Here is a 26752-nt window from a genome sequence, read left to right as displayed (position 1 = left end):
CCTTCCCGCTGATTGACCATCAATGCTAAGTCCTGCTGCTCAATGCTTTTCAGCCTGACCGTCTGACGGTTGGGTCGTGATGCCGCCTCGGCTATTGCCCGGGCGTCATTCGCATCGTTCTTCTCACCCTGCAGGTACGCTTTGACGAAACGCGGTGGCAACGCCACCGTTTTATAACCCAGCTTTTCACATTCGCGGCGCCAGTAATGACTCATGCCGCAGGACTCAACCGCTACTTCACAGTCATCCGTACGGCTCAGCGTCGCCAGCTTCGCTAACACTTTATTGCTGCGCAGTTTTTTATTAAAAACTTCCTGCTCATTTTCATCCAGCGCCAAAACCTGAATAAAATCCTTTGCCAAATCCAGGGCAATTCTGTTTACAATAGCCATTGGTCCTCTCCACTCCGTTCTATAGAATCTTCGAAACTCTATATTGGCACATTGCGATGCCGCTTAGGAGGGAGGGGACCATCTCATCAGGCTACGGCCACACGCACTGTTTAATCGTCCAACTCTTCGTCGGTTGGAATAGGTAATCCCCGGGCTTCCAGCTCTTCACGCACAGCTTTGGGGATTTTATTCGGGTTGGATTTTTGCAAATCTTCATCTTCCGGCAGCGGCTGACCGGTAAAAGCGTGTAAAAACGCCTCACACAGCAGTTCGCTGTTGGTAGCATGGCGCAGATTATTAATTTGGCGACGGGTTCGTTCATCGGTCAATACTTTTAACACGCGCGTGGGTATTGAGACCGTAACTTTTTTCACCTGCTGACTCTTACGACCGTGTTCAGCATAAGGGTAAATATATTCGCCGTTCCATTTCATTGTTATTGTCCCGCTATATAACAAAACCACATAAGTTATAATGAATTGTACCCGAATGAACGACCCCGTCAAATTTTATCCGTCTAGATGGCTAAAAGTTGCTGACATTTGCCTGACAATATTTTAGCCTTAGTAGCAGTAATCTAATTCAAGCGAGTAGTTAAGGAAGGCGGAATGACCACAACTCAGCTCACAGAAGAGCAAAAGCAAGCCGTTGCCGACAGCGTTCAGGTGCATAAGTTTGGCGGCAGCAGTCTTGCCGATGCGTTCTGCTATCGCCGCGTTGCCAGAATTGTAACCGAGTACGCGGGTGCCAGCGACTTAGTCGTTGTTTCCGCAGCCGGAGATACAACCAACCGCATTCTTGCCATTATTAATGCCAAAGCGCAGCCGGGCGACACCGCCAGCATTCTGCTCGATCAATTAGAGAGTTTTCAGCAAGGACTGATCACCGAATTATTAAGCGGCGACTTACAAAAACAGTTGCTACTGCAATCGCAAAAAGACTTCACCCGCTGGCGTCGTTGGTTAGTCGGCGACGAAGCCATTAGCCATAACGCCGAGTTACTGTCGTACGGCGAACTCTGGTCTGCCCGCTTGTTATCAGCTTTACTGCAAAAACAGGGTACCCGCGCCGACCACATTGATGCCCGGGACTTTTTACTCGCGGCAGACGCTCCTGAACCCGTTATTCAGGTAGAACACTCGCGTGAAAAACTATTACAAAGAGTGGCTCCTCACTCGGGCACCCGCTTTATTGTTACCGGCTTTATTGCCCGCGGTTTAAACGGCGAGAGTTTAACTCTGGGGCGTAACGGCAGCGACTATTCAGCAACCTTAGTCGGCAGCCTGCTGGATACACGTCAGGTTACTATCTGGAAAGATGTTGCCGGCGTTTACTCGGCAGACCCGCGCAAAGTTGAGCGCGTGGTGAGCTTACCGACATTAGACTGGACCGAAGCCGAAGAACTGGCGCGTCTTGGCAGTCCGGTTCTGCACCCAAGAACCTTTCAGCCGGTTGACCGTCAACGCATGGTCATTTCCGTTCGCTCCAGTTTAAAAGTAGAAAATCAGCAAACTCGCATTGGTCAGTTCCAGAATACCCAGCCCCGCGGAAAAGTCTTCACTTCTCTGTCTGAGGTGGTGCTGTTTAAGGTTGAGCTGCACGATAAAGCCTTAGTAAAACGTCTGGATGAACTGGAATTAGAGCCGCTGGTCAGCTGGACCGAGCCGGAAAATCATCAGCAGTATCTGGTGTTTCACCAAAACCACTTAGACTACCTGACCGGCTGGTTAGACAGTCTGGGCGCGGGTGATGCCATTACTCAAATTCGCGGCTATTCCATGCTGGCCATTGTCGGTAACCGCATTCAGGAAACCGACCAGTTCTCGACCTTTAAACTGCAACTTTCCGAACAAAAAGTGCGGCGCTTTGCGCTGACGCAAAACGGTGACTCTGCTGTTGCTATTCTGGAGCAAAAGCTTGATAACCGCTTACTTAATCGCTTGCACAGCCAATTATTCAATTACCGTCGCAGCCTGGGCGTTTTAGTCATTGGCCGCGGCAACATTGGTACGGCCTGGCTGGAACTGTTCCGACAGCAGCGCGACCGCATTAACCAAGTGATGGACGTTCGGGTTATGGGCATTGCCAACTCGCGGCGTTTATGGCTGGATTACAATGGCGTCGAGCTCACTCAGTGGGCAGAAGACTTCGATCGTCTGGCGCGGCCTTATGTACTCACGGAACTGTTGCGCGAGTTGCCAAATGCACCATACGACGAGATGGTCGTCATTGACTTGACTGACGCCAAACAAGTCGCGCAACTGTATCCCAGCTTGTTCGCAAACGGCCTGCATATTATCAGCGCCAATAAGCGCGCGGGCTCCGCCGACGAAGCGCTGTACCGCGAAATTCGTACCATTCAGCACGAGTACGAGCGTGAATGGCTATACAACACCACGGTGGGTGCCGGGTTGCCGCTGAATTATGCCATAAACGATTTGCGAAATTCCGGCGACGAAATTCGCAGTATCTCCGGTATTTTCTCGGGTACCATGTCGTGGCTGTTTGAGAATTTTACCAAAGGAGTCACTTTCAGTTCATTGGTAAAAGAAGCCAAAGAGCGGGGTTACAGCGAGCCTGACCCTCGTGAAGACCTGTCCTGTCAGGACTTGGTGCGTAAATTACTGATTCTGGCACGCGAAATTGGCTTAAAACTGGACTGGCAGGACATTGAAGTAAAAAGCCTGGTACCGGAGCATTTACGTGATCTACCACTTAGCGAGTTTATGCAACGCTTATCCGAACTTGATGAGCCCATGGCGGCGATGCTGGACGAAGCGGCTAAAGACGGCAAAGTGCCGCGACTGCTGGCCAGCTTTACCGTCAGTGACGAGCAAAGAGTTACTGCTCAGGTTGGTATTGAATACATTCCGGAAGGGGACATGCTGGCCAACTTAATACCCGGTGAAAACATCTTCGTTATCTACACCGACTGGTATTCAGAAATGCCGTTAGTTATTAGCGGACCTGGTGCGGGTAAACACGTTACCGCCGGCGGCGTGCAATCGGATCTCAATCAGTTACTGAGTAAACTGGCAGTGGGAGCTTAATGCTCCCACTAATTTGTTATTGCACAGATTTTGCCTGACTAGAATAAGTCGTCATCATCTTCTTGAAAGATATCGCCATTAGACTGACCGTTATCGCGACTGTACTCAGTGGGTTCGGTACCACGTATAAAGTATTCAAACCGCGTGGTGTAGTCACTTTTGTGTGATAACTTGCCGCTTTCTAAGTCGATACGGACATTCACCACACCCGGCGGAATACCAAAATCGCGTGACGGAAACAGCGGTAGCGCCTTCTCCATAAACAGGATCCAGCCCGGCAACGCAGTTTTCGCACCCGCTTCACCGCCAGTTATTGCCTGCTGACTGGAGTCGACTTCAGGATGCTTTGACGTGCGTCCTAATTTACGGGAAACATCATCAAACCCAACCCAGACAGTTGTCGCAAGGTCCGAGGTAAAACCTGAGAACCATGTATCACGAACATCGTTGGTGGTACCGGTTTTACCGGCAATGTTGCGACCAACAGCTTCAGTAATGGGTTTAGAGCGCTGAATACGCCAGGACGTACCGTTCCAGCCTGTGCCATTTGCCCAGCTGCCGCCGCCCCAGACCGCTGAGTTCATTGCCTGCTCAACCAGGAACGCATTTTGTTCGCTAATCACCTGCGGAGCCGGGTTGTCACAGTCGAAACAAGCGCGCACCGGGTCGGTTTCTTTAATCACATTACCATCGGCGTCTTCAATACGTTTGATAAAGTAGGGCTCTATCAGAAATCCACCGTTCGAGAACGCCGCATAAGCGCGAGCTACTTGCATGGGTGTCATTGAAAGAGAACCCAGAGAAAGCGATTCGTTCTCGGGAATTTTTGAGCGATCCAGACCAAATTTGGCCAGGTGATCCGCCACTTTTTTAACTCCCAGTTCGCGAATTAAGCGCACCGAGACCACATTCTTTGACTTAGCCAGAGCTTTACGCAAACGGATAGGGCCTTCATAGACTTCCGGCGAGTTCTTCGGTCGCCAGGCGACACCGGAACCCGGGTTCCATTGGTTAATGGGGGCATCATTCACCAAAGTAGCCAGAGTTAAGCCCTCTTCAAATGCGGCTGAGTAAATCAAAGGTTTAATGTTTGAACCGACTTGACGCTCTGCCTGCAAAGCACGGTTGTACTGGCTCAGCTGGAAACTGTATCCACCAACAACAGCGGCAACGGCACCATCGTCGGGTCGTAAAGAGACAATAGCGGAACTGGGTTCGGGAATTTGCGCCAGTCGCCATTCGCTGCCGTCATTTACCCGACGCAACCAAATAACATGACCCGGCTGCATAATGTCAGCTGCGGTTTCCGGAGGCGGGCCCTGACGTTCCTCGTTTAAGTACTCGCGAGCCCAGTGCATAGCTTCCCATGGCAGGGTGAGTTTACCCTCTCCCTTCACTAATACGTCAGCCGACTGCTCTTCGACTGCAGTCACAACCGCCGGCGTTACCGCACCAATAACACGCAGTTGCTCCAGGTACTTGCGTATGGCTGGTTCTTTAACCGGCTCTTCATTCTTCTCTGCTGACCACAATAAACTAACAGGACCGCGATAACCGTGTCGCTCATCATAGCTGTGCAGGTTATCCCATATAGCCTGGCGCGCAGCCAACTGTACGTCGCTTCTAATGGTTGTGTACACCTGATAACCTTCGTTATAGGCTTTATCTTCACCATAGCGATAAACCATTTCCTGACGCACCATTTCTGCCAGGTAAGGCGCGTGCACTGTCACCTCAGCGCCATGGCGTCGAGCTGTGACAGGAGCATTTGCAGCTTCTTCAAACTCAGCACGAGTAATTTTCTTCTCGTCCAGCATGCGCAATAAGACAACGCGTCGACGAGCTTTAGAGGCAGTAGGGTTTGAAATAGGGTTCAGGTTAGACGGTGCTTTAGGCAAACCGGCAATGGTTGCCATTTGCGCCAGCGTCAGTTCGTTTAACGGCTTACCGTAGTACACCTGCGCGGCTGCACCGACACCGTGGGCACGATGACCAAAGGTAATTTTATTCAAATAAAGTTCAAGAATTTCGTCTTTACTCAACAACTGTTCAATGTGGACAGCGATAAAAGACTCTTTCACCTTACGCATCCAGGCACGGTCAAAGCTTAAGAAGAAGTTTCGCGCCAGTTGCATGGTAATGGTACTGGCACCTTCCTGAATTTCACCGGTGGTGAGCAACACGCTAAAAGCCCTGGCAACACCTATTGGATCAACCCCAAAGTGCTGATAAAAACGGCTGTCTTCGGTAGCGAGAAAAGCATCAATAAGCGGTTGAGGTACATCTTCCAGTTTTACCGGAATTCGGCGCTTTTCGCCAAACTGCGAGATCAGTTCACCGTCAGCGCTAAACACCTGCATTGGTGTTTGCAAACGCACGTCCCGCAAGGTTTCCACACTGGGTAACTCGGGCTTAACGTATAAGTAAAGGCTGCCAACCGTTACCCCGCCAAGAATAATACACACCAGCAAGGTGTAGATTAGCCGCTTAAACCACTTCAATTATCTGCTCCATGACTTCATTTTTACTACGTCAGAACTTACGCCAGAAACACGCCAAAGTGTTGAAACCGAAATCACCGACATAAATTAGCTCATAACTCTTACTGACTATTATGGAGGATTTTTGTTCACAACACTACGCTTGCATCTGGCTTTTCTACAATAAGGATATTGTCTAATGTCATTACTTCGGCAACAACCACTTGCTGTGCAAATTAATCGTGAAAATTGTCTGGTTTTACAATTGTCCCGCCGGGGTCGGCATTTTGTTGTCGAACACTTTTCTCAGCAGCACCATAGCAGCTTAACCGGCAAGGGCTTAAAACCAGACAGTATTGTCTCGGCACTGGACTACAGCGCAACCCACTATCAGAAAATTCCGTTAGACAATAACCAGCAGGTTGAAGAGCAATTACTGGAAAAATTACCGCCCCAGCTAAAACGCAATACCGGTATAAGCTACGACTACTGCACCCATAACCACGGGCAAGAAGCAGAAGCGGTTATTGGCCAGCGTTCAGCACTGGAGGAATTGCTGGTCTTACTGGCCCCGCTGAAAATGCCGGTGCAAGTGGTTGAACCCGTTTATCAGTCAGTAGTACGGGCAGCTAATGCGGTTTTGCCTTACCTTTGGCCTGACAATACCAAGTTCGAGACTGACATGGCGTGGATAGTCGTTGATCTCCGTCAGCAACAATCCATTTTGCTTTATTGTAAAAACGGCGTCTTTCAGCGGCTCGACTCTGTCGACACCAACAATTTGGTGGGCTTTTTGCTTAAGGCTCAGCTGTCTCATCAATTCAACTGGGTAATGAGTTTTGGCGATAAAGCCATTCAGTCGCAACTTGAACGGCAACTTTCTAATCAACAACTGAAACACCTGACGCTTTCTACAGCACCCTTTTTCCAGAACAATGTTGCCCCTATTGTTTCGGCCTTAGATAACGAATTAGTGCTGCTGGGGTTAGCTTTGCGGGGGTTCAGTCAATGGCATCGCTAAACCTGTTGCAGTGGCGGGAACAAAGCCTATGGCTACGTTACCGTGCGCTGCATTGTCTGGGGATTCTCCTGCTGCTTATTGTCGGCGTTGTATCCGTGCAATGGGTCATTTCTTATGAGAGTTACCTGAGCAATCTAAAACATCAGCTGGCGGAGCAAAAGCTGGCACTGGAAGAGCAGAATATTCAGCTAAAACGCTGGAAGCTCTACCAAAAACAGCAGCAGTTGCAAAAGGCCTTTATCCACCGAAAGCATACTAGCCACGACATGCTCAACGCATTTTACGCTCTGCTTGAGCGAACACAGCACCAACTCCGGCAGCGCGAGCTTTCCCTTAGCCAGTCACAAATGAAACTCACCGCCATCTACCGGCAGATACAGCAGGTTAATGAACAGTATTTATGGCTGGAAAAGCAGTTAGTGAAACCCGGACTAAAGCAGCAACTATTGCCTCAGCAAGGTGTGGTGTTCTCCTACATTCGTTCTCAGAAAAACGTGAATAGCGGAGCTGAACCTAATGGCTGAGTCACTTAAAAAACCGCTGTGGTTATGGGTCGGTGCTGTTCTGCTTTTCACGACGACGGCTATTGGTGTCAGTTACTTTCTTACCAGTTATCAGGCAAGCCAGCTAAATGAGCTGCTTCGAAAGCAAGAGAAGCAACTGCAGCGGTACGTTCCAGAGGTTCCGGAGCAAGCCGAACCAGTTGTAACGAAGCACGCAGAAACGGATGTCTCCACTTTATTAACGCAGGCGGCAAGGCAACACAATGTCGACCTCTATTATCAACAAAGCCCGGAAAACGCGGAGCAATGGCTGGTTGGTGTTACCGGCGCTTACCAGAACGCGCTACGGCTGGTCGCTTCTATCATGCAGGAGCAGCAGGAAGTGCGACAGCCGTTTCCATTTACGCAAACACTAAATTGGCGCGACATCGGGGAAAACAGCGGCAAATTAAGCTGGCAATTTCTCTGGTTAACGGCTGGCAGCCCAGCGCTCTCAGAACTTAGCGCCCATTCGTTGTTTAAATCAGACTTCCCGGACGTTATCGCAGAGCCTATCGAGTGCTTGGGCAAACCTGAAATGCAAAGCGATATTCACATTAACGACTGGTCTCTGGTGCAGTTAATTGCCACTCAAACCTCTCCGGTTAAAAAAGCCCTGCTGAAAATACCGAACCAACCACTGCTGACACTCGCGGCAAGTAGCTGGATAGCGGCCCCTCTCATGCAGCTACAAAGCGTTAACGGCGAATACGCCGAATTTCAGCTTTGGGAAAAGCAATCCGGATGCTGGTCAGCAAAATCGTTGAAAATCCATTTAACTAAGGACAATTCCTCACAATGATACCAACACGACTCTCTTTTTATGTCTTTTTGCTGCTGGCTATTCTGAGTTTCCAGCCCGTGTCTGCAGTCTATGCAGCCGACAAGAACTGGCAAAGCCTGCTTAGCGAACAACAGCGCTTACAACCGGTATCTCTCAACACCCGTAAAATGCCGCTGCGCGACCTCATACAGCTATTAGCGGATCAGCACCAACTGAACATATTGATGACCGACAACGTGAAGGGTGAGTCCAGTCTGAAGCTGAATGGTGTGGCATGGCAGGACGCATTTGCTACGTTAATCGCCAGCCATGATCTCGCTATTCGTCTGCAGGGCTCTATGCTGCGCATTGATGTTGCCGGTGAACACACCACAGATAGCAACGAGTATCGCTCGATTTTACTCAGCGTTAACTTCGCAAAGGCCAGCGACTTAGCCAAGCTACTAAAAAACGAGCAGCAGAGCTTTCTGTCACCAAACGGTGCGGTAAGCGTCGATGCACGTACCAATACACTTATTCTACGGGATACACCAGAGCAACTGGCAACTATCCGGCAACTGGTTAATGATCTGGACGTGCCGGTTAAACAGGTACTGATTGAAGCCCGCATGGTCACCGTAAAAGCGAATGTTAGTAAAGAACTGGGCATTCGCTGGGGTGTTTCGGAATACGGTCTGGCAATACCCGAAGACGCCGGAAGTTTTGTTAAAGGCATGCAGGTAGACTTGCCTACCGCCGCACCCGCCGGCACTTTTTCTGCTAATTTAGCGCGGCTGAGTGACGATATTCTGCTGGATCTCGAACTAACTGCACTGGAGCAGGAGAACAAAGCAGAAATTATTACCAGCCCAAAAATTTTCACGTCGAACCAACAACCCGCCTACATAGAGCAGGGCACCGAAATACCTTATGTAGAAACCGCCGCACACGGCGCTACTGCAGTGCAGTTTAAAAAAGCGGTAATGGGCTTAAGCGTTACACCGCAAATTACTCCCAACAACCATGTTTTAATGGAGCTGACCATAACTCAAAACACGCGCGGCGATACCATTGCCACCCCAACCGGCCCAGCTGTTGCTATCGACACTCAGGAAATGTCCACCCGTGTGCTGGCAAAAAATGGCGAAACTATCGTTCTGGGCGGAATCTTTCAGGAACATAACTTGAATGATGACAGTCGCGTCCCCATCTTAGGGTCGCTGCCATTAATCGGGAAATTGTTCTCTCATCAGCAGCAACGCGATGAAAAGCGGGAACTTATGATTTTTGTAACACCAACGATATTGCCACAAAGTTAGTCCAAAAGCCGATTACTATTGCTAAAGTGGGCTCAAGTTGCGATAATCGCGCTTCTTTTCGTTGGGTTGGGGGACGTCTCCAGACACTCCGGATTCGTGAGTTACAGCTAATTTTAACCAATGATGTAAGCAGGAATATGGCTGAGAAACGTAATATTTTTCTTGTTGGGCCCATGGGGGCTGGCAAAAGTACGATTGGCCGTCAAATCGCCAGACAATTACATTTAGAGTTCTACGACTCAGATTCTGAAATTGAGCGCCGCACTGGTGCCGAAATCAGTTGGGTGTTCGAGCTTGAAGGTGAAGAAGGCTTTCGTGCACGCGAAGAAAAAGTGATCGAAGAGCTTACCGAAAACATGGGCATCGTCTTAGCGACAGGTGGCGGCTCGGTCATGAGCAAAGAAAGCCGTAACCGGTTATCGGCTCGGGGTGTGGTGGTTTATTTAAAAACCCCTATCGAGAAGCAGTTGGCTCGTACCCAGCGTGATAAACGCCGGCCTCTAATTGCCGAAGCTGAAGACCCACGCAAAGTGCTTGAAGAGCTGGCACAAGAGCGCGATCCTTTGTACGAAGAAATTGCCGACATTACGGTGCAAACCGATGAGCAAAGTGCAAAGTTTGTGGTCAACGACATTATCGAACAGCTTGAGTCCATTAACGGTCTTGGGTAAGTAACAGGAGCTGCGTTCATGGCTGAGGTTAACGTCTCTTTAGGTGAACGCAGCTACACCATCTACATTGGTAACGCCCTGTTACCCAACTATGTAGAGCGCCTTCCGCACAAACTGAATCAACAACTGCTGGTCGTCACTAACCCGACCATTAGTCAGTACTACCTTAAGCCGTTATTAAAAAGCCTTGCCGGTCATCAGGTGAAAGTGTTTGAAATGCGCGACGGCGAGCAGTTCAAAAGTCTGGACAGCTATGCCGAGGCCATGGATATTCTGATAGACGCAGGTTTTAACCGCGACTGTGGCATTATTGCTTTAGGCGGCGGTGTGGTAGGTGATTTAGCCGGCTTTGTGGCGTCAACTTTTCAACGCGGCGTCGATTTTTACCAAATTCCGACCACCTTACTGTCGCAAGTTGACTCTTCCGTGGGCGGTAAAACCGCGGTTAATCATCCTCAGGGCAAAAACCTGATTGGCGCTTTTTATCAGCCTAAATCGGTGGTTATCGACATTGACTGCCTGCAAACGCTCACTGAGCGGGACTACCGCAGCGGTTTAGCCGAAATAGTAAAATACGGCGTTATCTACGACGCCGATTTTTTCCAATGGCTGGAACAACATACCGAAGAATTAAATCAGCAAGACCCGGCCGCACTAACCTACGCTATTCAACGCAGCTGCGAAATTAAAGCCGAAGTTGTGGCGTTAGACGAGCGCGAAAAAGGCCTGCGGGCATTGCTGAATTTAGGCCACACCTTTGGCCATGCCATTGAAGCCGCCACCGAATACGGCGCATGGACACACGGCGAGGCTGTGGCTGCTGGCATTATAATTGCATCTAAGCTGTCAGAAGTGACACAGCGGCTCAATTCGTCAGATTTTCGACGCATTAAAGATTTACTGCTGGCACTTGGCTTGCCAACAAAGGGCCCGCAAATGCCCTGGCAGGACTGGTTAGACTACATGCAGCGCGATAAGAAAGTAAAAGACGGTCAGCTGCATTTTGTTCTTCCGGTTGCTATTGGTCAGGCTGAAGTTGTCAGTACTGTAGAACACAATACCGTTGCTGCTGTGATCACTGAATGTTGCTAACGCCAACGCGTTATCTCTATTCGGCTGACAGACAGGAACAGACAGATGCAAGCACTTGCAAGCCCACAACATATTGTTGCCGCGCCGGTAAAAACCAAACCGAGCCAACAGCAGGTTATTGACCAGCTCCACGAGCAGTGCCAGCAAAGCGTGTCGCTTATTATGCTGCACGGTAAAGAAGGCAGCGGCAAAACCACCATTGCTGAAGTCTTTCTTGAACAGGCATCGGAATACGCTGAAGTCGCTTTTATCAGCGCCAACGAACGCTCGACCAATGACCGCCTCCGCGCCCAAATTCTGAACCAACTGTTCGGTACTATCAGCATTAACGACGAGTCGTTAAGTCGTCAAATTCAACGCCAGCGCCCGCTAAAGCACGCCATTGTTGTTATTGATAACGGCGAACAGCTATCCGAAAGCTTCATGGCCGAGTGCATTTCTACCGTTACCCAACTGAGTGCCATTGGCCAGCGCACCAGCATTATTGTGACCGGCGACAGCCGTTGGGCTCAACAGCAGCGTCCGGCACCACACTTGCGGGTGCAGGGGCCAACCATGATAGAAGTTCAGCCGCTTAACCATGACGAGCAAATTCGCTTTGTGCAGGCTTTATTACCAGAAAAACAGCGCAGCTTCTGGAACCTGGAACGCATTCAGCAATTTTTAAATTCCATTCATGGGTTTCCCGGAGAAATTCAGCAACGTCTGCAATTTACTCTGACAACTCAGGCTGCCCGTTATCGCGATACCACGACAGACGAGAATTCCGACAAGAATGCCGACGGTAAAAACGCCAGCGAACAGAGCACAGCAAAACATAGCCCAGCACAAAACAACCGTCGGAATATGCGCCTTTGGCCCATTATTTTAGTTACAGTGGTTATTAGTCTGGCTTTTGCCGGCTTTTTGAATAAAGAACAGTTAACCGCTTATTGGCAGCAAGTGACTTCTGAATCAGCGACACCGGCAGAAACAACCGCAGGAGACGCTGCAAACAACACGACAGAAAGCGTACCTGAAACAACAGCAGAAGCAACAGAGCAAGCCGCCAGCCTGCCAAGCTTTGAGCCTTTAACCGAGCGCTCTTTAGAACTGGTTCCTGCAGAATTAGCGGCGTCTTACCGGAACGCTCTGGGCACACTGAATACTGTCGCTGCCTCTGAAATATCAGAAGGCGAAATCTCACTTGGCTTCATAAAGCAACAACAGCCACAGGAAGCCGAGCCTGTCGGAGAGTCTAACGAGCAGTCGCCAGCCGAGGCAGGCATTGATACCGTTGTAGCCCAACCAGAACCAGAAGTTAAAGCAGAACAACCTGAGCCGCAACCGCAGCAGCCCCAACGGGCACTACCGTTCCAGACCCAATGGGCGCTGGATCAGAGCTCAGGAAACTATACGCTGCAAATCAGCATTATTAGCGACCCGCAGCTACTGCGCAATTTCCGTAACGACTACGGCATAGCCGGTAATACCCAGGTTTACCAGCGTGCCGACCAACGTTATGTGGTTATCTTTGGCAGCTACCCCAGCATTGAGCAAGCACGTGCAGCCGCCACGCAGTTGCCAGCTGAAGTGCAGCAAATGGAACCCTGGGCTAAGTCGTTTGCCAGTGTACAAAGCGACATTAATAACCAGTAGCGGGACGAATAGCTCAGTCAGCAATTTTCATCCCCCGGCCTTTGGGTTACAATCCGCAAAGGATAAACCAACGGCCGGCGCATGAAGAAGAATCGGGCATTTTTAAAATGGGCAGGCGGTAAGTACTCACTTATCGAGCCGATAACAGCACGCTTGCCGCAAGGTAAAAAGCTCATCGAGCCTTTTGTGGGCGCCGGTTCAGTCTTTCTGAATACCGACTACGACAGCTACCTACTTAACGACATTAATCAGGATCTCATTACCCTGTATCAGTTTGTGAAGCGCCGTCCTAAAACTTTTATTCAGGACGCCCGCAAACTGTTCGTTGACCGCAACAACCAGGCCGACGCCTATTACGCCCTGCGCGCCGCCTTTAATGCCAGCAGCGACCCATACTTTCGTTCATTGCTTTTTTTGTATATGAACCGCCACGGCTACAACGGCTTGTGTCGTTATAACAGCAAAGGCATTTTTAACGTGCCTTTTGGTGACTACCGCAAACCGTACTTCCCGGAAAAAGAACTCGAGCATTTTTCCGAGAAAGCGCGCAAAGCCAAGTTTATTTGCCGTCCATTTGAACAGGTTTTTCGACGTGCACGACAAGGCGATGTGATTTACTGCGACCCACCCTACGCACCGCTGGACCAGACCTCTAACTTTACCAGCTACGCGACCGGAGGCTTCGGCCTGACCGATCAGGACGAGTTAGCTCGCCGCGCGGTACAGGTTGCGAAGAAACGCCATATTCCGGTACTAATAAGCAACCACGACACCGACCTCACCCGCGCCTTGTACAAGCACGCCGATATCAGTAGCTTGTCGGTTTCGCGCAGCATTAGCCAAAAAGGCGACGGCCGCAAACCCGTGGCCGAGCTGCTCGCCTTATATGATAGCGAAGTCAATAAAAGCAACGTGGTTTCTCTTAGCAACTCATTGAAGAAAGTAGGCACATGAACTGGCATTTAAAAGCATTTAACGACCTTTCACTGCGTGATCTTTACGACTTACTGAAACTTAGACAAGAAGTTTTCGTGGTGGAGCAAACCTGTCCTTACCTGGACGCTGACGGCGCCGATGAGCAGGCCTTACATTTGTACGCCCGCAACAATGCCGATGAAATGATCGCCTACGCCCGGCTATACCTGGCCACCGCCGATACCGGCTATTCTCGTATTGGTCGGGTAATAACCCACGAGAAAGTGCGAGGTCAGAAGCTGGGTGTTGAAGTCATGCAACGCAGCATCGACTATCTTGAAGAATATGCCCCCAAAGCCCCAATTCGGGTCGGCGCTCAGGTTTATTTGTTGAAGTTCTACCAAAGCTTTGGTTTTGAAGCCATTAGCGAAGAGTATCTGGAAGACGATATTCCGCACATTGATATGCAACGTAAGGCCGCGCAGTGACAACTACGGCCCGGGTTCCCATTCTTGCAGGCAGCGATGCTGAAACCGTTGCGGCACAAGCCATTGCCGAGCGTTGGGGACTGCCGTCTGAAACTACGGATAATGACGTTTTTCAGCTTTGGCTGACCAACGGCGTACTGGCACTGCACTGGCTGCAAAGCCCGCAGAAAATGTCGCCCTTAATGGTGGACTTTCATCAGGGTAAAGCTGCCTACCGTGCTCAGAACACACAGTTAAAGAACGAAGCTATTGCCAAAGCGGTCGGCGTAACCGGACAGTTTAAGCCATCGGTTGTCGATGGTACCGCTGGCCTTGGGCGAGACGCTTTTGTACTGGCGGGCTTAGGTTGTAACGTACAGCTTATTGAACGACACCCGGTTGTCGCGGCTCTGCTAGATAATGGCCTGCACAGAGCTCAGCAGGAAGCCGACTTTATTGGTGACACCTGCCAGCGCATGCAGTTAATTGGCACCGACAATCTTTTTACCGGTAATGGCTATACTCAAGAGCCCGACGTGGTCTACTTAGACCCCATGTACCCAAAAACCGGCAAGCAAAAAGCGCAAGTAAAAAAAGACATGCAAATGTTCCAGCAGTTGGTGGGCAGTGACGAAGACGCCGATACCCTGCTGGAACCCGCCCTCGCTCTGGCCAAATATCGGGTGGTGGTTAAGCGCCCGAACAGCGCACTTTTTCTGGCCGGGCGTGAACCAAACAGTCAAATTAAGAGTAAAAAGCATCGCTTTGATGTTTACATAAAACGAGGTTTTCATGAGTCAGCAAATTAAAGAAGGCGATAAAATTCCATCAGGTTCACTGACCAGCAAAGGTGATCTTGGCATTCAAAACTACGACCCGGCAGAGATATTTGCTAAAGGCACGCACGTACTGTTTTCAGTGCCTGGCGCGTTTACTCCGACCTGTTCGGAGAAACATCTTCCCGGCTACGTAGAACACGCCGAAGCATTAAAAGAAGCGGGTGTTCTGAGCATTAATTGTGTGGCCGTAAACGACGCCTTTGTTATGAAGGCCTGGGGTGAATCTTTAGGGATCGGAGAAAAGGTTCGGTTATTGTCCGATGGCAACGGCGCTTACAACCAGACAATGGGCCTTAGCATGGACACCGGTAACTTCGGTGGCATACGTTCTAAGCGCTACGCTATGATCATTACCGACGGCCAGGTAAAAGGCGTGTTTGTAGAAGAGGACAAGTCCTTTGAAGTAAGCAAAGCCGAGTACGTACTGGAGCAGTTGCAAAAATAATGTCGAACTGGGATGTGATTATTATTGGTGCCGGCGCGGCAGGGCTGCACTGCGCCGCTCATGCCGCACAGCGTGGTAAGTCGGTACTGGTATTGGATCACGCCAAGCAGGCAGGTAAGAAAATTCTGATTTCCGGCGGCGGCCGCTGCAACTTCACCAATATGTACGCCGGCCCCGAAAACTTTCTGTCTTCCAACCCGCATTTTTGCAAGTCGGCACTCAGCCGTTACACCCAATGGGACTTTATTGGCCTGGTGGCTGAATACGGCATTGCCTACCACGAGAAAACCTTAGGCCAGTTATTCTGCGACGACTCCGCCAAAGACATTGTGCGCATGCTAATGAGCGAATGCGACCGACACGGTGCCAAAGTTCAGCTACGCACCGAGATTGTGTCAGTAGACTACGACGACAACTACCGTATTGAAACCAGCCGTGGCGACTATAGCTGCGAGAAACTGGTTATTGCCTGTGGTGGATTGTCTATGCCCAAATTGGGCGCCACCCCGTTGGGGTATCAAATTGCCGAGCAGTTCGGGCATTCTATTGTGCCGGTACGCGCCGGTTTAGTGCCTTTTACTCTGCAGGACGACGAAAAGGCCCGCTTTGCCGAGCTTTCCGGCGTAGCTGTACCCGTCAGTGCAGAAGCCCACGACGGTTATTTCCGTGAAGCCATGCTGTTTACCCACCGCGGCGTCAGCGGTCCGGCTATTTTGCAGGTTTCCTCCTACTGGCAGCCCGGCGAAGCCGTGACCATTAATCTGCTGCCCGACTTAGACGCTTTTGAGTGGCTGAAAACGCAACAGCAGCAACAACCCAAAACCCAGCTTAATACCGTATTACAGCAACACTTCCCCAAACGAGTGGTGACCGCATTAGCAGAGCGCCACCAATGGCCGCTGAACAACAAACTGGCCGACACCTCTAACGCACAATTTCAGGCCATAGCCGACAACCTTAACCGCTGGCAGCTAAAACCCAACGGCACCGAAGGCTACCGCACCGCCGAAGTCACCTTAGGCGGCGTAAACGTCGACGAAGTCAGCTCTAAAACCATGGAAAGCCAGAAACAACCCGGCCTGTACTTTATTGGCGAAGTGCTGGACGTAACAGGCTGGTTGGGAGGCTTTAATTTCCAATGGGCCTGGAGTAGTGGTTTTGCTTGTGGGTCGGAGGTTTAAGTGATTGCCAGAGCGATCACTTGTGCTGTTTAGTTCCGCTTGGTGCCAGGAGGCGGACCGGGATCAGACTAATTAGCCGACAACTATATTTTATTCAATGGGTAAATAAATATCGGTTATCATTTCGTTCTCTGGCACATCCGGGAAAAAGCTGACTCGCTCGAAGTAAATAGGAAAATCCCGCACTTCAACCTTAGACTTTGGCAGCCATTGGGTATAAAGAAAGCTTACTATCACACCGATAGAGTCGTCGCTACCAATATGCCTAATCACCGCGCATCGTCCCGCAGGAATAACTTTGTTGACTATGCCGTAGTCATTGGCGGCGACAGGCTTATCGACAGAGCAGGCGATATCGAGTCGATAGTCGTCTGGTGCGGTAACATTCGGGTCATCGTAAACCAAGTTAAATGTCTTACTTTTGCTTGGCGGGAGATGATTAAGCTTTCTCCATTCAATAAATTTTTGTAGCGAAGCCCCCAATAAACTTGGCGCCCCGCGATGTTCCATTACCGCGATTAACGTTGCGGGAAACGCTTTAATATCAACGTTAAATTTTGTGCCGTTATCCATAATATTTTTCCTTAGCATTAATATAGGTTCATATTTCTCGTGCCAAGGGGTCCAATTAGCCGCCTTTCTGAATTCGGATGGACTTTTATCAAAGTGCTTTTTAAACACCCGAGAAAAGGCTTCATGACTCTCGTAGCCATTTGCCAGCGCTATATCCAGAACTCTTTCATGATCTCTGTAGGCCAACTGATAAGCAGCCCTTTTGAGCCTAAGCAACCGTACCAGTTTTATTACCGACATTCCCATGAATGCCGAACACTGCCTGTGAAAGTGATACTTGGACAAATGCGCAAGCTTGCACAGCGTATCAATATCAAGATCAGCGTCCAGATTCGCCTCAATGTGACTAATAACTTTCTCAAACCGACCTTGATAGTTCGACATATAAGTAATTCTCCCCTTAGCGGTTTAATACTAAAACTTAATAGAGGGTTAATCTTGACTAAGGTTGCTCAATATCGAGGAAAATTTGTTCTACGCAGCAGCTTTTTAGCAATACCAACACACAGCATCGCCACAGCCGTAACAACAAATAATTGTCCGAACATTTGAAGAGCGAACTTAGGCCAAATGTTAATTTCTTCGATAAAAAGTGAGTGCCATACGTAGATCAACGTTAAGCTCCCGATATCCACATTACGGTGTTACATGTGCAAAATACTGCTCATAGATACAACCTAAAAACTAATTCAACTCTACCCTGTCTTCCCAAATCAGCTCACCGTCGAGACTATGCAAGGTCACTCGGTAATTACCGGAAGGAAGATAAAGTGGTAATTGCTCACCGGCATCGGACTGAATACGGTCGGCAACATAGCCTTTATCAGTATTGTAAGCCTGAAGTATGACGGGTGTATTCTCAGGCCAGTCCGCTTCATTTGGAATATAGGCGTCTCCCAGAGCCTTCCTAAAATAGCCGATGGTTGTTGGTGGTGCTTTAGGTACCCGTATTTGGATATCAACGTTTTGCACGCTTCCGACATTGATGATATCGCCATCCTGCATGTACGCATAACTGGCTAGTGGATTATTTTCGTCGCCGCTGTACGGGCAGGCTGTTGTATCGATAGTCAGCGGGTTAATACCATGGTCGTTTTTCAAAAAGTCACTCATTGTGCGGTACTTGCCACCCGGGTATTTAAGTGGTGCTTCGGCAATGTGCGCCCAACCGGCGAATATCAGGAATCGGGCGTTGTCATCTGCCTGGGTTATTTGTTCTATGATATTCTCAGCTTGCTGCTTATCTCTGAATGCAAAGCCTTCAGCAAAGTCCATGTCGTCCGGAGTGCTCTTTTCTGCCTCGTACCCAAATACCTTAAAACCTAACACTTCAGCCTTTTGGATGAGGTTAGACATAATCGGCTCCTGAAAATAAAACTCTGTGGCTGCTTTCTCACCAGGCCCAAAAGCTTCAAAGCCCACATGTGTAAATCCTTGCTCTTTAAACCAAGGCAACCACTTGGCTACCAGCGCTCTTGAAGCCACGTTGAAGTGATTTTCGTTCACCATAACAACCTGGTGATCCGCAACATGCTTTTTCACTAAAGGCGTTGCTGGCACTTTTTTGGCCGAGCTATCCAGCTTGCAGTGACTCTTCTCAGTATATTTAGTCAGGAACTCATAGACCTTATCGGAGCGACCCAGCATGGTATAAATTTGCGCTTCGTTTTGCGGATTGCTGACGTAATCAAGTAACGTATTAATGCGCCCCTGTTCAAAATAGGGAGCGATATCAGCAAGAGGGTTTTCTTTTGTTTCTGCAGACACCATTAAGGGTACACACAGTAATAGCGCTAGAAAATGACGCATAACACAGACTTTTGTTGTTAAGTTGTTACCCAACGATAGCCTACTGTGTTTTATTAAACAATCGGTTATTATTTACTCACGTACACTTCGAAGGTCATCAGCATGTCACACAGCAAATTTGACGTAATACCTGCTGCCAGCTTCTCTAATATTGGGTTAGAAATGATCTCACCGTTTCCAAGCCTCTCCAGCTGGGTTCAGTGCTTGTGGGTTACTGACGACTCGAAGAACAATTCGCGCCATATTGAAGAAAAACTGTACCCCGATGCGGGGTCCAGTTTAACTTTTGAAATACGTAATACTCGGATCAATGCTCGTTATTTTCACCATACTCGGGTCGTTACTCATCGTTGGGATATATCAACGAGACACATTAGCGTACGGTTCCGCCCGGGAGGCGCGAAAGCACTGCTGGGACTGGATCTCGATGCTTCGCAGAACATCGAAATAGAGTTACTCGACACACCCTTTCCTCAACAACTAAGTTTACAGCCATTAATGGACATACTGTCCACTCTAACGGCAGACCAGCAAGTACAGGCTGTGCAGAACTGGTTACTGACGCTGAGTTATCGCGCTCAAGAACCGAATCGTAAGTGGTCAACTCTATTGGCTCATGCGTCCGCGTCTTTAATACCGCCTCAGCAACTGGCTTTACAGAACGGGTTTAGTCGACGCACACTGGAAAGGCAATTACGCAAATACTTGGGTTTTACCCCAAATCAGCTGCACGGCTTTGCTCAAATTCGAGCCGCCCGACAATATTTGATTATGACGCCAGACAGTCTCAGCGACATTGCTCTTGCCTGCGGCTACTTCGATCAAGCGCATTTTACGAATGCTTTCCGTGAGCGAGCCCTGGAAACGCCACTGCAATACCGCCAAAGAAAAATGTCGCAAATCTCCAATCGATAACTAGCGAATGTTCCTAAAGTATCCGAAGTTATTCTTTGGAGGACATTATGCAACACCGAATTTCACAATCGTCACTTTATAAACAATGCCCGCGCCTGGTGACTCATTTAACCGCCTTAGGTGATGTACCGGAATCAGCAAAGCTCCCCCCGCAACTTCTGCATCTCGTTAGACTGCGCGCATCACAATTAAATCACTGCGGTTTTTGTCAGAAAATGCATGCTGATGAAGCCCGAGCTGATGGTGAACTCCAGTCAAGGCTAGATGTGCTTCCGGCGTGGAAGGAGTTATCGTGTTTTACCGCAGAAGAGCGGGCTGCGTTGGCCTGGACGGAAGCACTAACGCTAATCAACCATGTAGAAATCACAGATGCTGTCTTTCAGTCGGCACTGGACAATTTTGGAGAAAGCGGGTTAATTGAATTGACCGCGGTCATAGTACAAATAAATAGCTGGAATCGTATTGCGGTAAGTTTCCGTTTCCAACCCGACATAAAGTAATAAGGCATAGTATGAAAGCAACATTCTTGCAGCGCCTTCAGAAAAACACGTTAGGAATCTTGGCTAGCTTGTCGTTCTTCTTTGGAAGCATGCTATTTCTACCCACTTTCGCAAGCTATGCAACGGTAGGTGTATGGCTCTTCATGACCGGATCAGCATTGATGTTTATCGATATTATTCGCTCACTACATGATTAGTGGGTGAATATCTATCCGCCGAGTGTTCTTCCATGGCGCTAAATAAACTTTTCCCACCCAAATAACAATTTTCCCTTTACCTCCACCACTCATCTCGCTTATGCTAAATAGCCATTTAGACGTCTAAACGTCTTATTCATTCATTTTGTGAGGTATTTAATGAAATCAAAGTTCTTTACGTTATCAACTGTTGCCGCTGGGCTTATCGCTGCATCGGCATCCCCAGCTCTGTTAGCCAATGATGCTAGCTCCGAGCTGGAACGCATTAGTGTCACGGGTTCCTACATTAAACGAGCCCAGAATGAAGACGCCACGCCGTTGCAGATTATTGATGCCAGCGACATATCGGCCAGCGGTGAAATTACGCTGACAGACTTACTGCGTGACTTAACGGTGAATACCGGTAACAGTTACGACGAGCAATACACCAGCAGCTTTTCGGCGGGGTCGGCGTCGGTTGGTTTGCGCGGCTTAAGCCCCAAAAACACGCTTATTCTGGTGAATGGTCAGCGGGTCTCAAACTACGGGTTTGCGCTGGGCACTCAGGATACCTTTGTCGACTTAAACGCGTTACCTTTAGGCGCGGTTGAGCGCATAGAGGTACTGAAAGACGGTGCTTCCGCAGTGTATGGCTCGGATGCTATTGCCGGGGTTATCAACATTATTTTGCGCAACAACGTGCAAAGCACGCAATTTAGGGCGGGTGTCGGCGGTGCCAGCGAAGGTTCATTAACGCAATACAGTGCGGGCGTTATCAGCGGGTTTGGCGACATAGCAGACGACGGCTATAACCTGACATTCAGCTACGACTACCTGACCCGCGAGCGGCTAAATGCCGACGACCGCGACTTTACCCGTTCCGGTGACTTTCGCGACAAACCCGGCGGTCGCCTGGCTGGCTGGTCGTCGCAGGGCGGTAACTATTTAAGTGATCCGCAGAACCCTCAGGCTTTTGAGAACTGCCCGGGCCTCTCGGAAAAAAGAGACCGAAGCGATTTTACCCCTGGCGCAGACGGCCAGGTGTGCGCCTTTAACGCTCAGCCATACAACACGCTGCAGCCGGAAGTTGAGCGACACCAGTTCTCACTACAGGGCACTTTGCAGCTTACCGAGGACATACAGGCGTACAGTGACTTTCTGTACAGCAATAACCGTTCAAGCCACGTGTTTGGCGCGCCGTTAAGTGTCGGTGCCGGACTGCGGGCTTACAATGAGGAAACCGGCAGTTTAGTCGATATTCCGGTGGAATTACCGGTCGGGCATCCGGATAACCCGGGTTCAGAGGCCTTACCTTTTGAATACACCTTTTTTGATGTAGGCGAGCGCGTAAAAGCCAATAAACAAGACTTTCACCGCTTTCTGGCCGGTGTTAATTACCGGGGCTTAGACTGGGACTGGTCAGTTAACGTGCTGAATTCACAAAGCCGCCAGCGCGAGTACGTTGATAACTTTATTAACCGCTACACTTTTGAAGATATGCTGGCCAGCGGCGAATATGACTTTTTTAACGGCAACAATGACCCGGCAACCATTGAAGCGTTGCGCATTGATACGCGTCGTCCGGGCTTTTACGAGCTAAACAGCATTAACGCTAATGCCAGCACCATTTTAAAAGAGCTAGATAACGGCCCGCTAAGCGTTGCCTTTGGGGTCGACTGGCGTGAAGAAGAAATGGATGCGGGAACTTCACCGGAAGTGTTATCGGGCACCGAGCTGCGCCCGGCTATCAACCTGGTTAAAGGGAAGCGACAAGTTGCGGCAGGCTTTGTTGAGCTGGACGTTCCTGTTGTCGAGAACCTGAACGTAAACCTGGCCGGCCGTTATGACCATTATGATGATTTTGGCTCAGCCTGGTCACCTAAAGTGGCGTTTCACTATGTATTAGGCGACGATTGGCTTCTGCGCGGCTCGTGGTCACGCGGCTTCCGTGCACCATCGCTACCGGAAATTGCAGAAAGCAACACCATCAGTTATGGCTCGGTTATAGACCCTAACGACCCTATTAATCCGGGCGCGAGTCGTGGTTTCACGCAAGTGCGTACAGGTAACTCTGAACTCGATGCCGAACGCTCAACCAACCTCAATGCCGGTATTATCTGGTCTCCGCAAAAAGGTGCCAGCATTGCTGTCGATGTATTCGAAATTGAGCAGGACGATATTATTGCCCCCGACAACGCGCAGTTTATTGTCAATAATGAAGGCCTGTACGCAGACCGCATTCAGCGCGACGACGCCGGGCGACTGCAAATTATCAGCAACCAATACCGCAACCAGGGCACCCGTTCCACCCGCGGCTTCGATATTGATGCGAATTACCAAGTGCAGTTAAACAACTCGACGCTTCAGTTTCAGAGTACCTGGTCACGGCTTTTAGAATACAAGCAGGCCTTAGTTGCCGGTCAGGAACCTACTGACGGCGCTGGCAGTAATATATTAGGCGCATTGCCTAAGTGGAAAGGTAACAACCAACTGCGCTGGCTTATTAGCGACTGGCAATGGGGCGTCAGCCTCAACTACACCAGTAGCTATGAGCAGCAGGTGGCCACGCAAAGCAGTAACCCGGGTTTAGATGAAAAGGTCGACAGCTACTGGCAGGTTGACTCGCAGCTGGTTTATCAGGGTTTTGGTGACACTCAGCTAACCCTGAATATCAGCAACCTGTTCGACGAGCAGCCGCCGTTTGATCCGGCTGGCGGAGCCTACGGATACGATATGACCCAGTACAATCTGCGCGGTCGTACAGCTAACCTATCTATTGTTCACAATTTTTAGCGGAAAATATCAGCAGGGTCAGAAAAATTTCTTCTGACCCTATTTTGTAAACGTGTGATCTAAACACCCTTCTTACGCTATAGTACAAGGAGTCTTAATAAAGGAAGCTTGCGCTTATGAAAAAATGGATCTGGATAATTGCATCGGGAGTTACCGCACTAGCGGCGGTTAATGTCCAGGCGCAAGAACTGTCTGATATGCAGCAATGTCTGCTGGATGAAATGAACAACACTAAGGCTGACGCCACCATTGCGGATATTCGCTCTACCTGCGAAGAACAACTGCGGTCAGCTGAGAATGACGAAGATATAGTGGAAGTCGATGCGGTTGAAGACCCCGGTGCTTTAACCAGCCGCATGAAAAGCGAACAAGTTACCCAGTTTGACCCTTATGTATTAACACCGCACCGTCGTAACTATTTATTACCCGTTATTACCACGAACAACATTAACCGCCTGCAATATGCCGATGTTGAAGGTTACGAGCAGAACCTGGAAGACTATGAAGCAAAGTTCCAATTAAGTTTCAAAGTGCCTTTTAACAAAGAAAGTTTGCTGTTTGAAGACGACCAGTTGTTTTTTGGCTTAACCGTGCAGTCCTGGTGGCAGGTGTATTCCAGTAATATTTCTAAACCATTCCGCGAAACCAACTACATGCCCGAGGTTTTTTATGCCACTTCAACCGGCTGGCACCCTTTTGGTACCAATACCGCGTTAGTTTTCGGTTTAGAGCATTTGTCTAATGGGCGTAGCCAGCCATTGTCACGCAGCTGGAACCGCGGTTACATGCAATTTGTGGTAGAAAAAGGCCGCTTCGTTTTCTCGCTGAAACCCTGGTTACGTTTTCAGGAAGACGCCAAAACAGACCCCATGCAATCGAGTGGTGACGACAACCCGGATATTACCGATTACGTGGGTGACTATGAATTCACCACCGCCTATAACGATGGTGACTTCGAGTACATTCTCAGGCTCCGCCATGCCGTGGATACCGGCAGAGGGTCGGCAGAGCTTAACTGGACATTCCCTATTGGCGGGAAGTTTATTGGCTATACCTCAATTTTCACCGGTTACGGAGAGAGCCTGATTGACTACAATCACAAGCAGACTCGCTTTGGTATCGGTATAGCCTTAAACAACATTCTATAAGGGTTTAGAAACTATAGGCGGCTGACAACCATAAGCGTCGGCCGTCTTCAACATAGCCGTACTCTTCTACACCAATTTCCTTGTCGAATAAGTTGTAAACACCCGCAGCCAGCTTTAAGTCACGCGTAACAAAGTAGTTCACACCAAAATCCGCCAGTGTATAAGACGGCGCGACCAGAGAGCCCTGTGAAGGCCCGGTTGTCGGCTGGCTCTCTTCACCACGATAATGCACACGCAACCAACTGTTCCAGCGCTTACCTGGCTTCCAGTTCAGTGAGGTTTGTACTAAGTGCTTAGGTAGCTGGTTTAATGGCTCACCTTTATATTCACCCGATTTTTGCTCAGAGTCGGTGTAGGTATAGTTACCTTTCAGTGACCACTCCCGGCTGAAATGCGTACTTAAAGTCATTTCAATACCGCGAGTAACGGCTTCATCAATGTTAATTCGGGTGGTTGGCATAGAGCCAAATTGATTAGGCCCTGCATCGCAAATGCTTTCAGGACAGTCTACCCGGGTGATTTTGTCGTCAAACTCATTGTAGAACACGGTAATTGAGGTTGAGCTACGACGTCCCCAGTCTGTGTATAACCCTAACTCGTAGTTGGTCGACGTTTCAGCTTCTAAATCCGGGTTACCGTAAACGTTACCGCCGCGGCTGACTTGTCCCCAGTCAGCGGTTGTTTCACGCAGGCTTGGCGCACGGAACCCGGTAGAAACACCACCTTTAATGGTTGTGGCATCGCTTAGAGTATAAACACCGTACACTCGCGGGCTCCAGTGTCCACCAAAAATGTCGTCATCGTCGTAACGAACACCAGTCGTCAGGTTAAAGTCATTGAATATTGGCCAGGCGGTTTCTGCAAAGGCGGACCATTGCGAGCCTTCAATGCGGTTACGATCACTTATCTGGTTACTGGTTAAATCTTCCAGCTCTTCCTTTTGGTACGCCACGCCAAGATTCATAGAGCTCTCTTCAAGCAGTGGTACGTTCCAGTGACTCTGAAAATCGGTGTTTTTAATGGTCATAATACGCGCTTTGTTTTCATATTCATCGCGCTTTAAATAACTGCGGGCGCCCACCATACCCCACTGACCATTATGGGCAATGGACACGCTGGTATTATCATATTCAGTGGTTGATGACTCCGGGCAGCCACGACGACCGCATTCCTCGCCCGGCGCCAGCGGCTCAATGGTTTTGCCGACAGAAGCGTCAATGCTTTGCTGAGCTGTACCCACTTCAAACAAAATTTCATGGTTGCGGTTTGGTGTGTAAGCCAGTTTTAAGTCGGCGTCTTCTGCGGTTTTATCCCGGTAGCCAGAAACAATTTCATCTTCCAGACGACGCGTATAACCGGCCGACAACTGAATGCCCAAAGTGTCTTTAATTAACGAGCCGGAGGTGAACAAGTTGGTCTGGTAACTGTTGCCTGACTCTGAACGTTCCTGCAAGGTGCCATCAACGCGAATTTCCGAGCGCCATTCTTCCGGTGTTTTACGGGTAATGATATTGATAACACCGCCTATTGCGTCCGAACCGTAGAGAGACGACATAGGTCCGCGAATAACCTCTATGCGATCAATTGCCGCCAGCGGCGGTGTCCAGGCACCTTCAACGCCGGGGCCATCACTGTTTGGACGGGTTTCACGCGAGCTCTGGCGCTGGCCGTCGACCAAAATCAATGTGTAGTCGGCACCCATACCACGCAGGCTAATATCCTGGCGATCACCTCCGCCGGTCACGATAACGCCCGGGGCGTCAGTCATGGCGTCGGTTAAGTCTTTATAAAAACGCTGAGAAAGCTCTCTTCTGTCAATAACGGAGATTGAAGCGGGCGCTTCTTTCAAATGCTGAGCAACACCTGACGCCGTTACCACCATAACTTCCATATCTTTATGTTTATGATGTTTTCTTTTAGGCTTTTCTTGCTCCTGAGCCTGAGCCACGCCTACTGCTGATGCTACAGTTAATGCTAAAATGCTCAATTTTAAGCCGCTGATACTGCAATTCATGTTCATCCC

At 49.5% G+C, this 26752-nt stretch carries 24 protein-coding genes; 18 read left to right on the top strand and 6 right to left on the bottom strand.

Features of this window, described 5'->3' with window-relative positions; genetic code table 11:
• Both DEU30_RS12170 and metJ read right to left on the bottom strand, forming a co-directional pair.
• On the bottom strand, positions 1 to 392 hold a 392-nt coding region (locus DEU30_RS12170; protein WP_166649038.1), incomplete at its 3' end, for a transposase.
• A 110-nt stretch (positions 393 to 502) separates the two neighbouring features.
• Complete coding sequence (gene metJ, locus DEU30_RS12165) at positions 503 to 826, bottom strand: met regulon transcriptional regulator MetJ (RefSeq protein ID WP_011235689.1); 324 nt, start codon at positions 824 to 826, stop codon at positions 503 to 505.
• 174 nt (positions 827 to 1000) lie between these two features.
• On the opposite strand from metJ, the gene DEU30_RS12160 reads away from it, so the two are divergent.
• Positions 1001 to 3442, top strand: coding sequence for a bifunctional aspartate kinase/homoserine dehydrogenase II (locus tag DEU30_RS12160; RefSeq protein ID WP_114982342.1), 2442 nt, complete (start codon positions 1001 to 1003; stop codon positions 3440 to 3442).
• A 38-nt stretch (positions 3443 to 3480) separates the two neighbouring features.
• Here DEU30_RS12160 and DEU30_RS12155 read toward each other — a convergent pair whose 3' ends face one another.
• Positions 3481 to 5943: a penicillin-binding protein 1A gene (locus DEU30_RS12155; RefSeq protein ID WP_114982341.1), complete on the bottom strand. Its 2463-nt coding sequence runs from the start codon at positions 5941 to 5943 to the stop codon at positions 3481 to 3483.
• 178 nt (positions 5944 to 6121) lie between these two features.
• Here DEU30_RS12155 and DEU30_RS12150 point away from each other — a divergent pair, with 178 nt between their 5' ends.
• The 12 genes from DEU30_RS12150 to DEU30_RS12095 all read left to right on the top strand — a co-directional run bounded on the left by DEU30_RS12150 (position 6122) and on the right by DEU30_RS12095 (position 16815).
• Positions 6122 to 6943: a hypothetical protein gene (locus DEU30_RS12150; protein ID WP_114982340.1), complete on the top strand. Its 822-nt coding sequence runs from the start codon at positions 6122 to 6124 to the stop codon at positions 6941 to 6943.
• On the top strand, positions 6931 to 7467 hold the full coding sequence (locus DEU30_RS12145; protein WP_114982339.1) for a hypothetical protein: 537 nt from the start codon (positions 6931 to 6933) through the stop codon (positions 7465 to 7467). Before DEU30_RS12150 ends, DEU30_RS12145 begins: the two co-directional genes overlap by 13 nt.
• Positions 7460 to 8287: a hypothetical protein gene (locus DEU30_RS12140; RefSeq protein ID WP_114982338.1), complete on the top strand. Its 828-nt coding sequence runs from the start codon at positions 7460 to 7462 to the stop codon at positions 8285 to 8287. The genes DEU30_RS12145 and DEU30_RS12140 overlap by 8 nt, the downstream gene beginning before the upstream one ends.
• A complete protein-coding gene (pilQ, locus tag DEU30_RS12135; protein ID WP_114982337.1) occupies positions 8284 to 9567 on the top strand; it encodes a type IV pilus secretin PilQ in 1284 nt (427 codons plus the stop codon). Before DEU30_RS12140 ends, pilQ begins: the two co-directional genes overlap by 4 nt.
• A gap of 137 nt (positions 9568 to 9704) precedes the next feature.
• Positions 9705 to 10238, top strand: a complete 534-nt coding sequence (gene aroK / locus DEU30_RS12130; protein WP_011235696.1) for a shikimate kinase AroK — start codon at positions 9705 to 9707, stop codon at positions 10236 to 10238.
• A gap of 18 nt (positions 10239 to 10256) precedes the next feature.
• Positions 10257 to 11330 carry a 3-dehydroquinate synthase gene (gene aroB, locus DEU30_RS12125; RefSeq protein WP_114982336.1) on the top strand — a complete coding sequence of 358 codons (1074 nt, stop codon included), beginning with the start codon at positions 10257 to 10259 and terminating at the stop codon, positions 11328 to 11330.
• Positions 11331 to 11375: 45 nt separating this feature from the next.
• Positions 11376 to 12968: an AAA family ATPase gene (locus DEU30_RS12120; protein ID WP_114982335.1), complete on the top strand. Its 1593-nt coding sequence runs from the start codon at positions 11376 to 11378 to the stop codon at positions 12966 to 12968.
• 81 nt (positions 12969 to 13049) lie between these two features.
• Positions 13050 to 13922 (top strand): Dam family site-specific DNA-(adenine-N6)-methyltransferase, encoded by an 873-nt coding sequence (locus DEU30_RS12115; RefSeq protein ID WP_114982334.1) that lies wholly within the window; start codon positions 13050 to 13052, stop codon positions 13920 to 13922.
• Positions 13919 to 14371: a GNAT family N-acetyltransferase gene (locus tag DEU30_RS12110; RefSeq protein ID WP_114982333.1), complete on the top strand. Its 453-nt coding sequence runs from the start codon at positions 13919 to 13921 to the stop codon at positions 14369 to 14371. The genes DEU30_RS12115 and DEU30_RS12110 overlap by 4 nt, the downstream gene beginning before the upstream one ends.
• Complete coding sequence (locus DEU30_RS12105; protein ID WP_114982332.1) at positions 14368 to 15159, top strand: class I SAM-dependent methyltransferase; 792 nt, start codon at positions 14368 to 14370, stop codon at positions 15157 to 15159. Before DEU30_RS12110 ends, DEU30_RS12105 begins: the two co-directional genes overlap by 4 nt.
• Positions 15143 to 15634, top strand: coding sequence for a peroxiredoxin (locus DEU30_RS12100; protein ID WP_114982331.1), 492 nt, complete (start codon positions 15143 to 15145; stop codon positions 15632 to 15634). Before DEU30_RS12105 ends, DEU30_RS12100 begins: the two co-directional genes overlap by 17 nt.
• The gene (locus DEU30_RS12095; protein ID WP_114982330.1) at positions 15634 to 16815 is read left to right on the top strand and encodes an NAD(P)/FAD-dependent oxidoreductase; all 1182 of its coding nucleotides are present in this window, start codon (positions 15634 to 15636) and stop codon (positions 16813 to 16815) included. The genes DEU30_RS12100 and DEU30_RS12095 overlap by 1 nt, the downstream gene beginning before the upstream one ends.
• A gap of 90 nt (positions 16816 to 16905) precedes the next feature.
• On the opposite strand, the gene DEU30_RS12090 is transcribed toward DEU30_RS12095, so the two are convergent.
• Entirely contained in the window at positions 16906 to 17772 is an 867-nt protein-coding gene (locus DEU30_RS12090) for an AraC family transcriptional regulator (RefSeq protein ID WP_114982329.1), read from the bottom strand.
• 300 nt (positions 17773 to 18072) lie between these two features.
• Entirely contained in the window at positions 18073 to 19197 is a 1125-nt protein-coding gene (locus DEU30_RS12085; protein WP_114982328.1) for a hypothetical protein, read from the bottom strand.
• A gap of 102 nt (positions 19198 to 19299) precedes the next feature.
• Here DEU30_RS12085 and DEU30_RS12080 point away from each other — a divergent pair, with 102 nt between their 5' ends.
• The 5 genes from DEU30_RS12080 to DEU30_RS12060 all read left to right on the top strand — a co-directional run bounded on the left by DEU30_RS12080 (position 19300) and on the right by DEU30_RS12060 (position 24729).
• Positions 19300 to 20112 (top strand): helix-turn-helix transcriptional regulator, encoded by an 813-nt coding sequence (locus tag DEU30_RS12080; protein WP_114982327.1) that lies wholly within the window; start codon positions 19300 to 19302, stop codon positions 20110 to 20112.
• Between the two features lie 47 nt (positions 20113 to 20159).
• Positions 20160 to 20612 (top strand): carboxymuconolactone decarboxylase family protein, encoded by a 453-nt coding sequence (locus DEU30_RS12075; RefSeq protein ID WP_114982326.1) that lies wholly within the window; start codon positions 20160 to 20162, stop codon positions 20610 to 20612.
• Between the two features lie 11 nt (positions 20613 to 20623).
• The gene (locus tag DEU30_RS13740; RefSeq protein WP_114982325.1) at positions 20624 to 20809 is read left to right on the top strand and encodes a YrhK family protein; all 186 of its coding nucleotides are present in this window, start codon (positions 20624 to 20626) and stop codon (positions 20807 to 20809) included.
• Positions 20810 to 20968: 159 nt separating this feature from the next.
• Complete coding sequence (locus DEU30_RS12065) at positions 20969 to 23581, top strand: TonB-dependent receptor (RefSeq protein WP_114982324.1); 2613 nt, start codon at positions 20969 to 20971, stop codon at positions 23579 to 23581.
• 116 nt (positions 23582 to 23697) lie between these two features.
• Positions 23698 to 24729, top strand: coding sequence for a phospholipase A (locus DEU30_RS12060; protein WP_011235713.1), 1032 nt, complete (start codon positions 23698 to 23700; stop codon positions 24727 to 24729).
• Between the two features lie 4 nt (positions 24730 to 24733).
• On the opposite strand, the gene DEU30_RS12055 is transcribed toward DEU30_RS12060, so the two are convergent.
• The gene (locus tag DEU30_RS12055) at positions 24734 to 26749 is read right to left on the bottom strand and encodes a ligand-gated channel protein (RefSeq protein ID WP_181813914.1); all 2016 of its coding nucleotides are present in this window, start codon (positions 26747 to 26749) and stop codon (positions 24734 to 24736) included.
• Positions 26750 to 26752: the final 3 nt, after the last annotated feature.

Source organism: Idiomarina sp. 017G (assembly GCF_004362265.1).
Classification (GTDB): domain Bacteria; phylum Pseudomonadota; class Gammaproteobacteria; order Enterobacterales; family Alteromonadaceae; genus Idiomarina; species Idiomarina loihiensis.
The sequence above is the reverse complement of the archived record's forward strand: the minus strand, read 5'-3'. Positions and strand labels throughout refer to the sequence as shown.

Excerpts from the sequence above, each read along its gene's own strand:
- metJ (WP_011235689.1), bottom strand. The coding sequence starts at position 826 with ATGAAATGGAACGGCGAATATATTTACCCTTATGCTGAACACGGTCGT.
- DEU30_RS12160 (WP_114982342.1), top strand. The coding sequence starts at position 1,001 with ATGACCACAACTCAGCTCACAGAAGAGCAAAAGCAAGCCGTTGCCGAC.
- DEU30_RS12150 (WP_114982340.1), top strand. The coding sequence starts at position 6,122 with ATGTCATTACTTCGGCAACAACCACTTGCTGTGCAAATTAATCGTGAA.
- DEU30_RS12145 (WP_114982339.1), top strand. The coding sequence starts at position 6,931 with ATGGCATCGCTAAACCTGTTGCAGTGGCGGGAACAAAGCCTATGGCTA.
- DEU30_RS12140 (WP_114982338.1), top strand. The coding sequence starts at position 7,460 with ATGGCTGAGTCACTTAAAAAACCGCTGTGGTTATGGGTCGGTGCTGTT.
- pilQ (WP_114982337.1), top strand. The coding sequence starts at position 8,284 with ATGATACCAACACGACTCTCTTTTTATGTCTTTTTGCTGCTGGCTATT.
- aroK (WP_011235696.1), top strand. The coding sequence starts at position 9,705 with ATGGCTGAGAAACGTAATATTTTTCTTGTTGGGCCCATGGGGGCTGGC.
- aroB (WP_114982336.1), top strand. The coding sequence starts at position 10,257 with ATGGCTGAGGTTAACGTCTCTTTAGGTGAACGCAGCTACACCATCTAC.
- DEU30_RS12120 (WP_114982335.1), top strand. The coding sequence starts at position 11,376 with ATGCAAGCACTTGCAAGCCCACAACATATTGTTGCCGCGCCGGTAAAA.
- DEU30_RS12115 (WP_114982334.1), top strand. The coding sequence starts at position 13,050 with ATGAAGAAGAATCGGGCATTTTTAAAATGGGCAGGCGGTAAGTACTCA.
- DEU30_RS12110 (WP_114982333.1), top strand. The coding sequence starts at position 13,919 with ATGAACTGGCATTTAAAAGCATTTAACGACCTTTCACTGCGTGATCTT.
- DEU30_RS12100 (WP_114982331.1), top strand. The coding sequence starts at position 15,143 with ATGAGTCAGCAAATTAAAGAAGGCGATAAAATTCCATCAGGTTCACTG.
- DEU30_RS12095 (WP_114982330.1), top strand. The coding sequence starts at position 15,634 with ATGTCGAACTGGGATGTGATTATTATTGGTGCCGGCGCGGCAGGGCTG.
- DEU30_RS12090 (WP_114982329.1), bottom strand. The coding sequence starts at position 17,772 with ATGTCGAACTATCAAGGTCGGTTTGAGAAAGTTATTAGTCACATTGAG.
- DEU30_RS12085 (WP_114982328.1), bottom strand. The coding sequence starts at position 19,197 with ATGCGTCATTTTCTAGCGCTATTACTGTGTGTACCCTTAATGGTGTCT.
- DEU30_RS12080 (WP_114982327.1), top strand. The coding sequence starts at position 19,300 with ATGTCACACAGCAAATTTGACGTAATACCTGCTGCCAGCTTCTCTAAT.
- DEU30_RS12075 (WP_114982326.1), top strand. The coding sequence starts at position 20,160 with ATGCAACACCGAATTTCACAATCGTCACTTTATAAACAATGCCCGCGC.
- DEU30_RS13740 (WP_114982325.1), top strand. The coding sequence starts at position 20,624 with ATGAAAGCAACATTCTTGCAGCGCCTTCAGAAAAACACGTTAGGAATC.
- DEU30_RS12065 (WP_114982324.1), top strand. The coding sequence starts at position 20,969 with ATGAAATCAAAGTTCTTTACGTTATCAACTGTTGCCGCTGGGCTTATC.
- DEU30_RS12060 (WP_011235713.1), top strand. The coding sequence starts at position 23,698 with ATGAAAAAATGGATCTGGATAATTGCATCGGGAGTTACCGCACTAGCG.
- DEU30_RS12055 (WP_181813914.1), bottom strand. The coding sequence starts at position 26,749 with ATGAACATGAATTGCAGTATCAGCGGCTTAAAATTGAGCATTTTAGCA.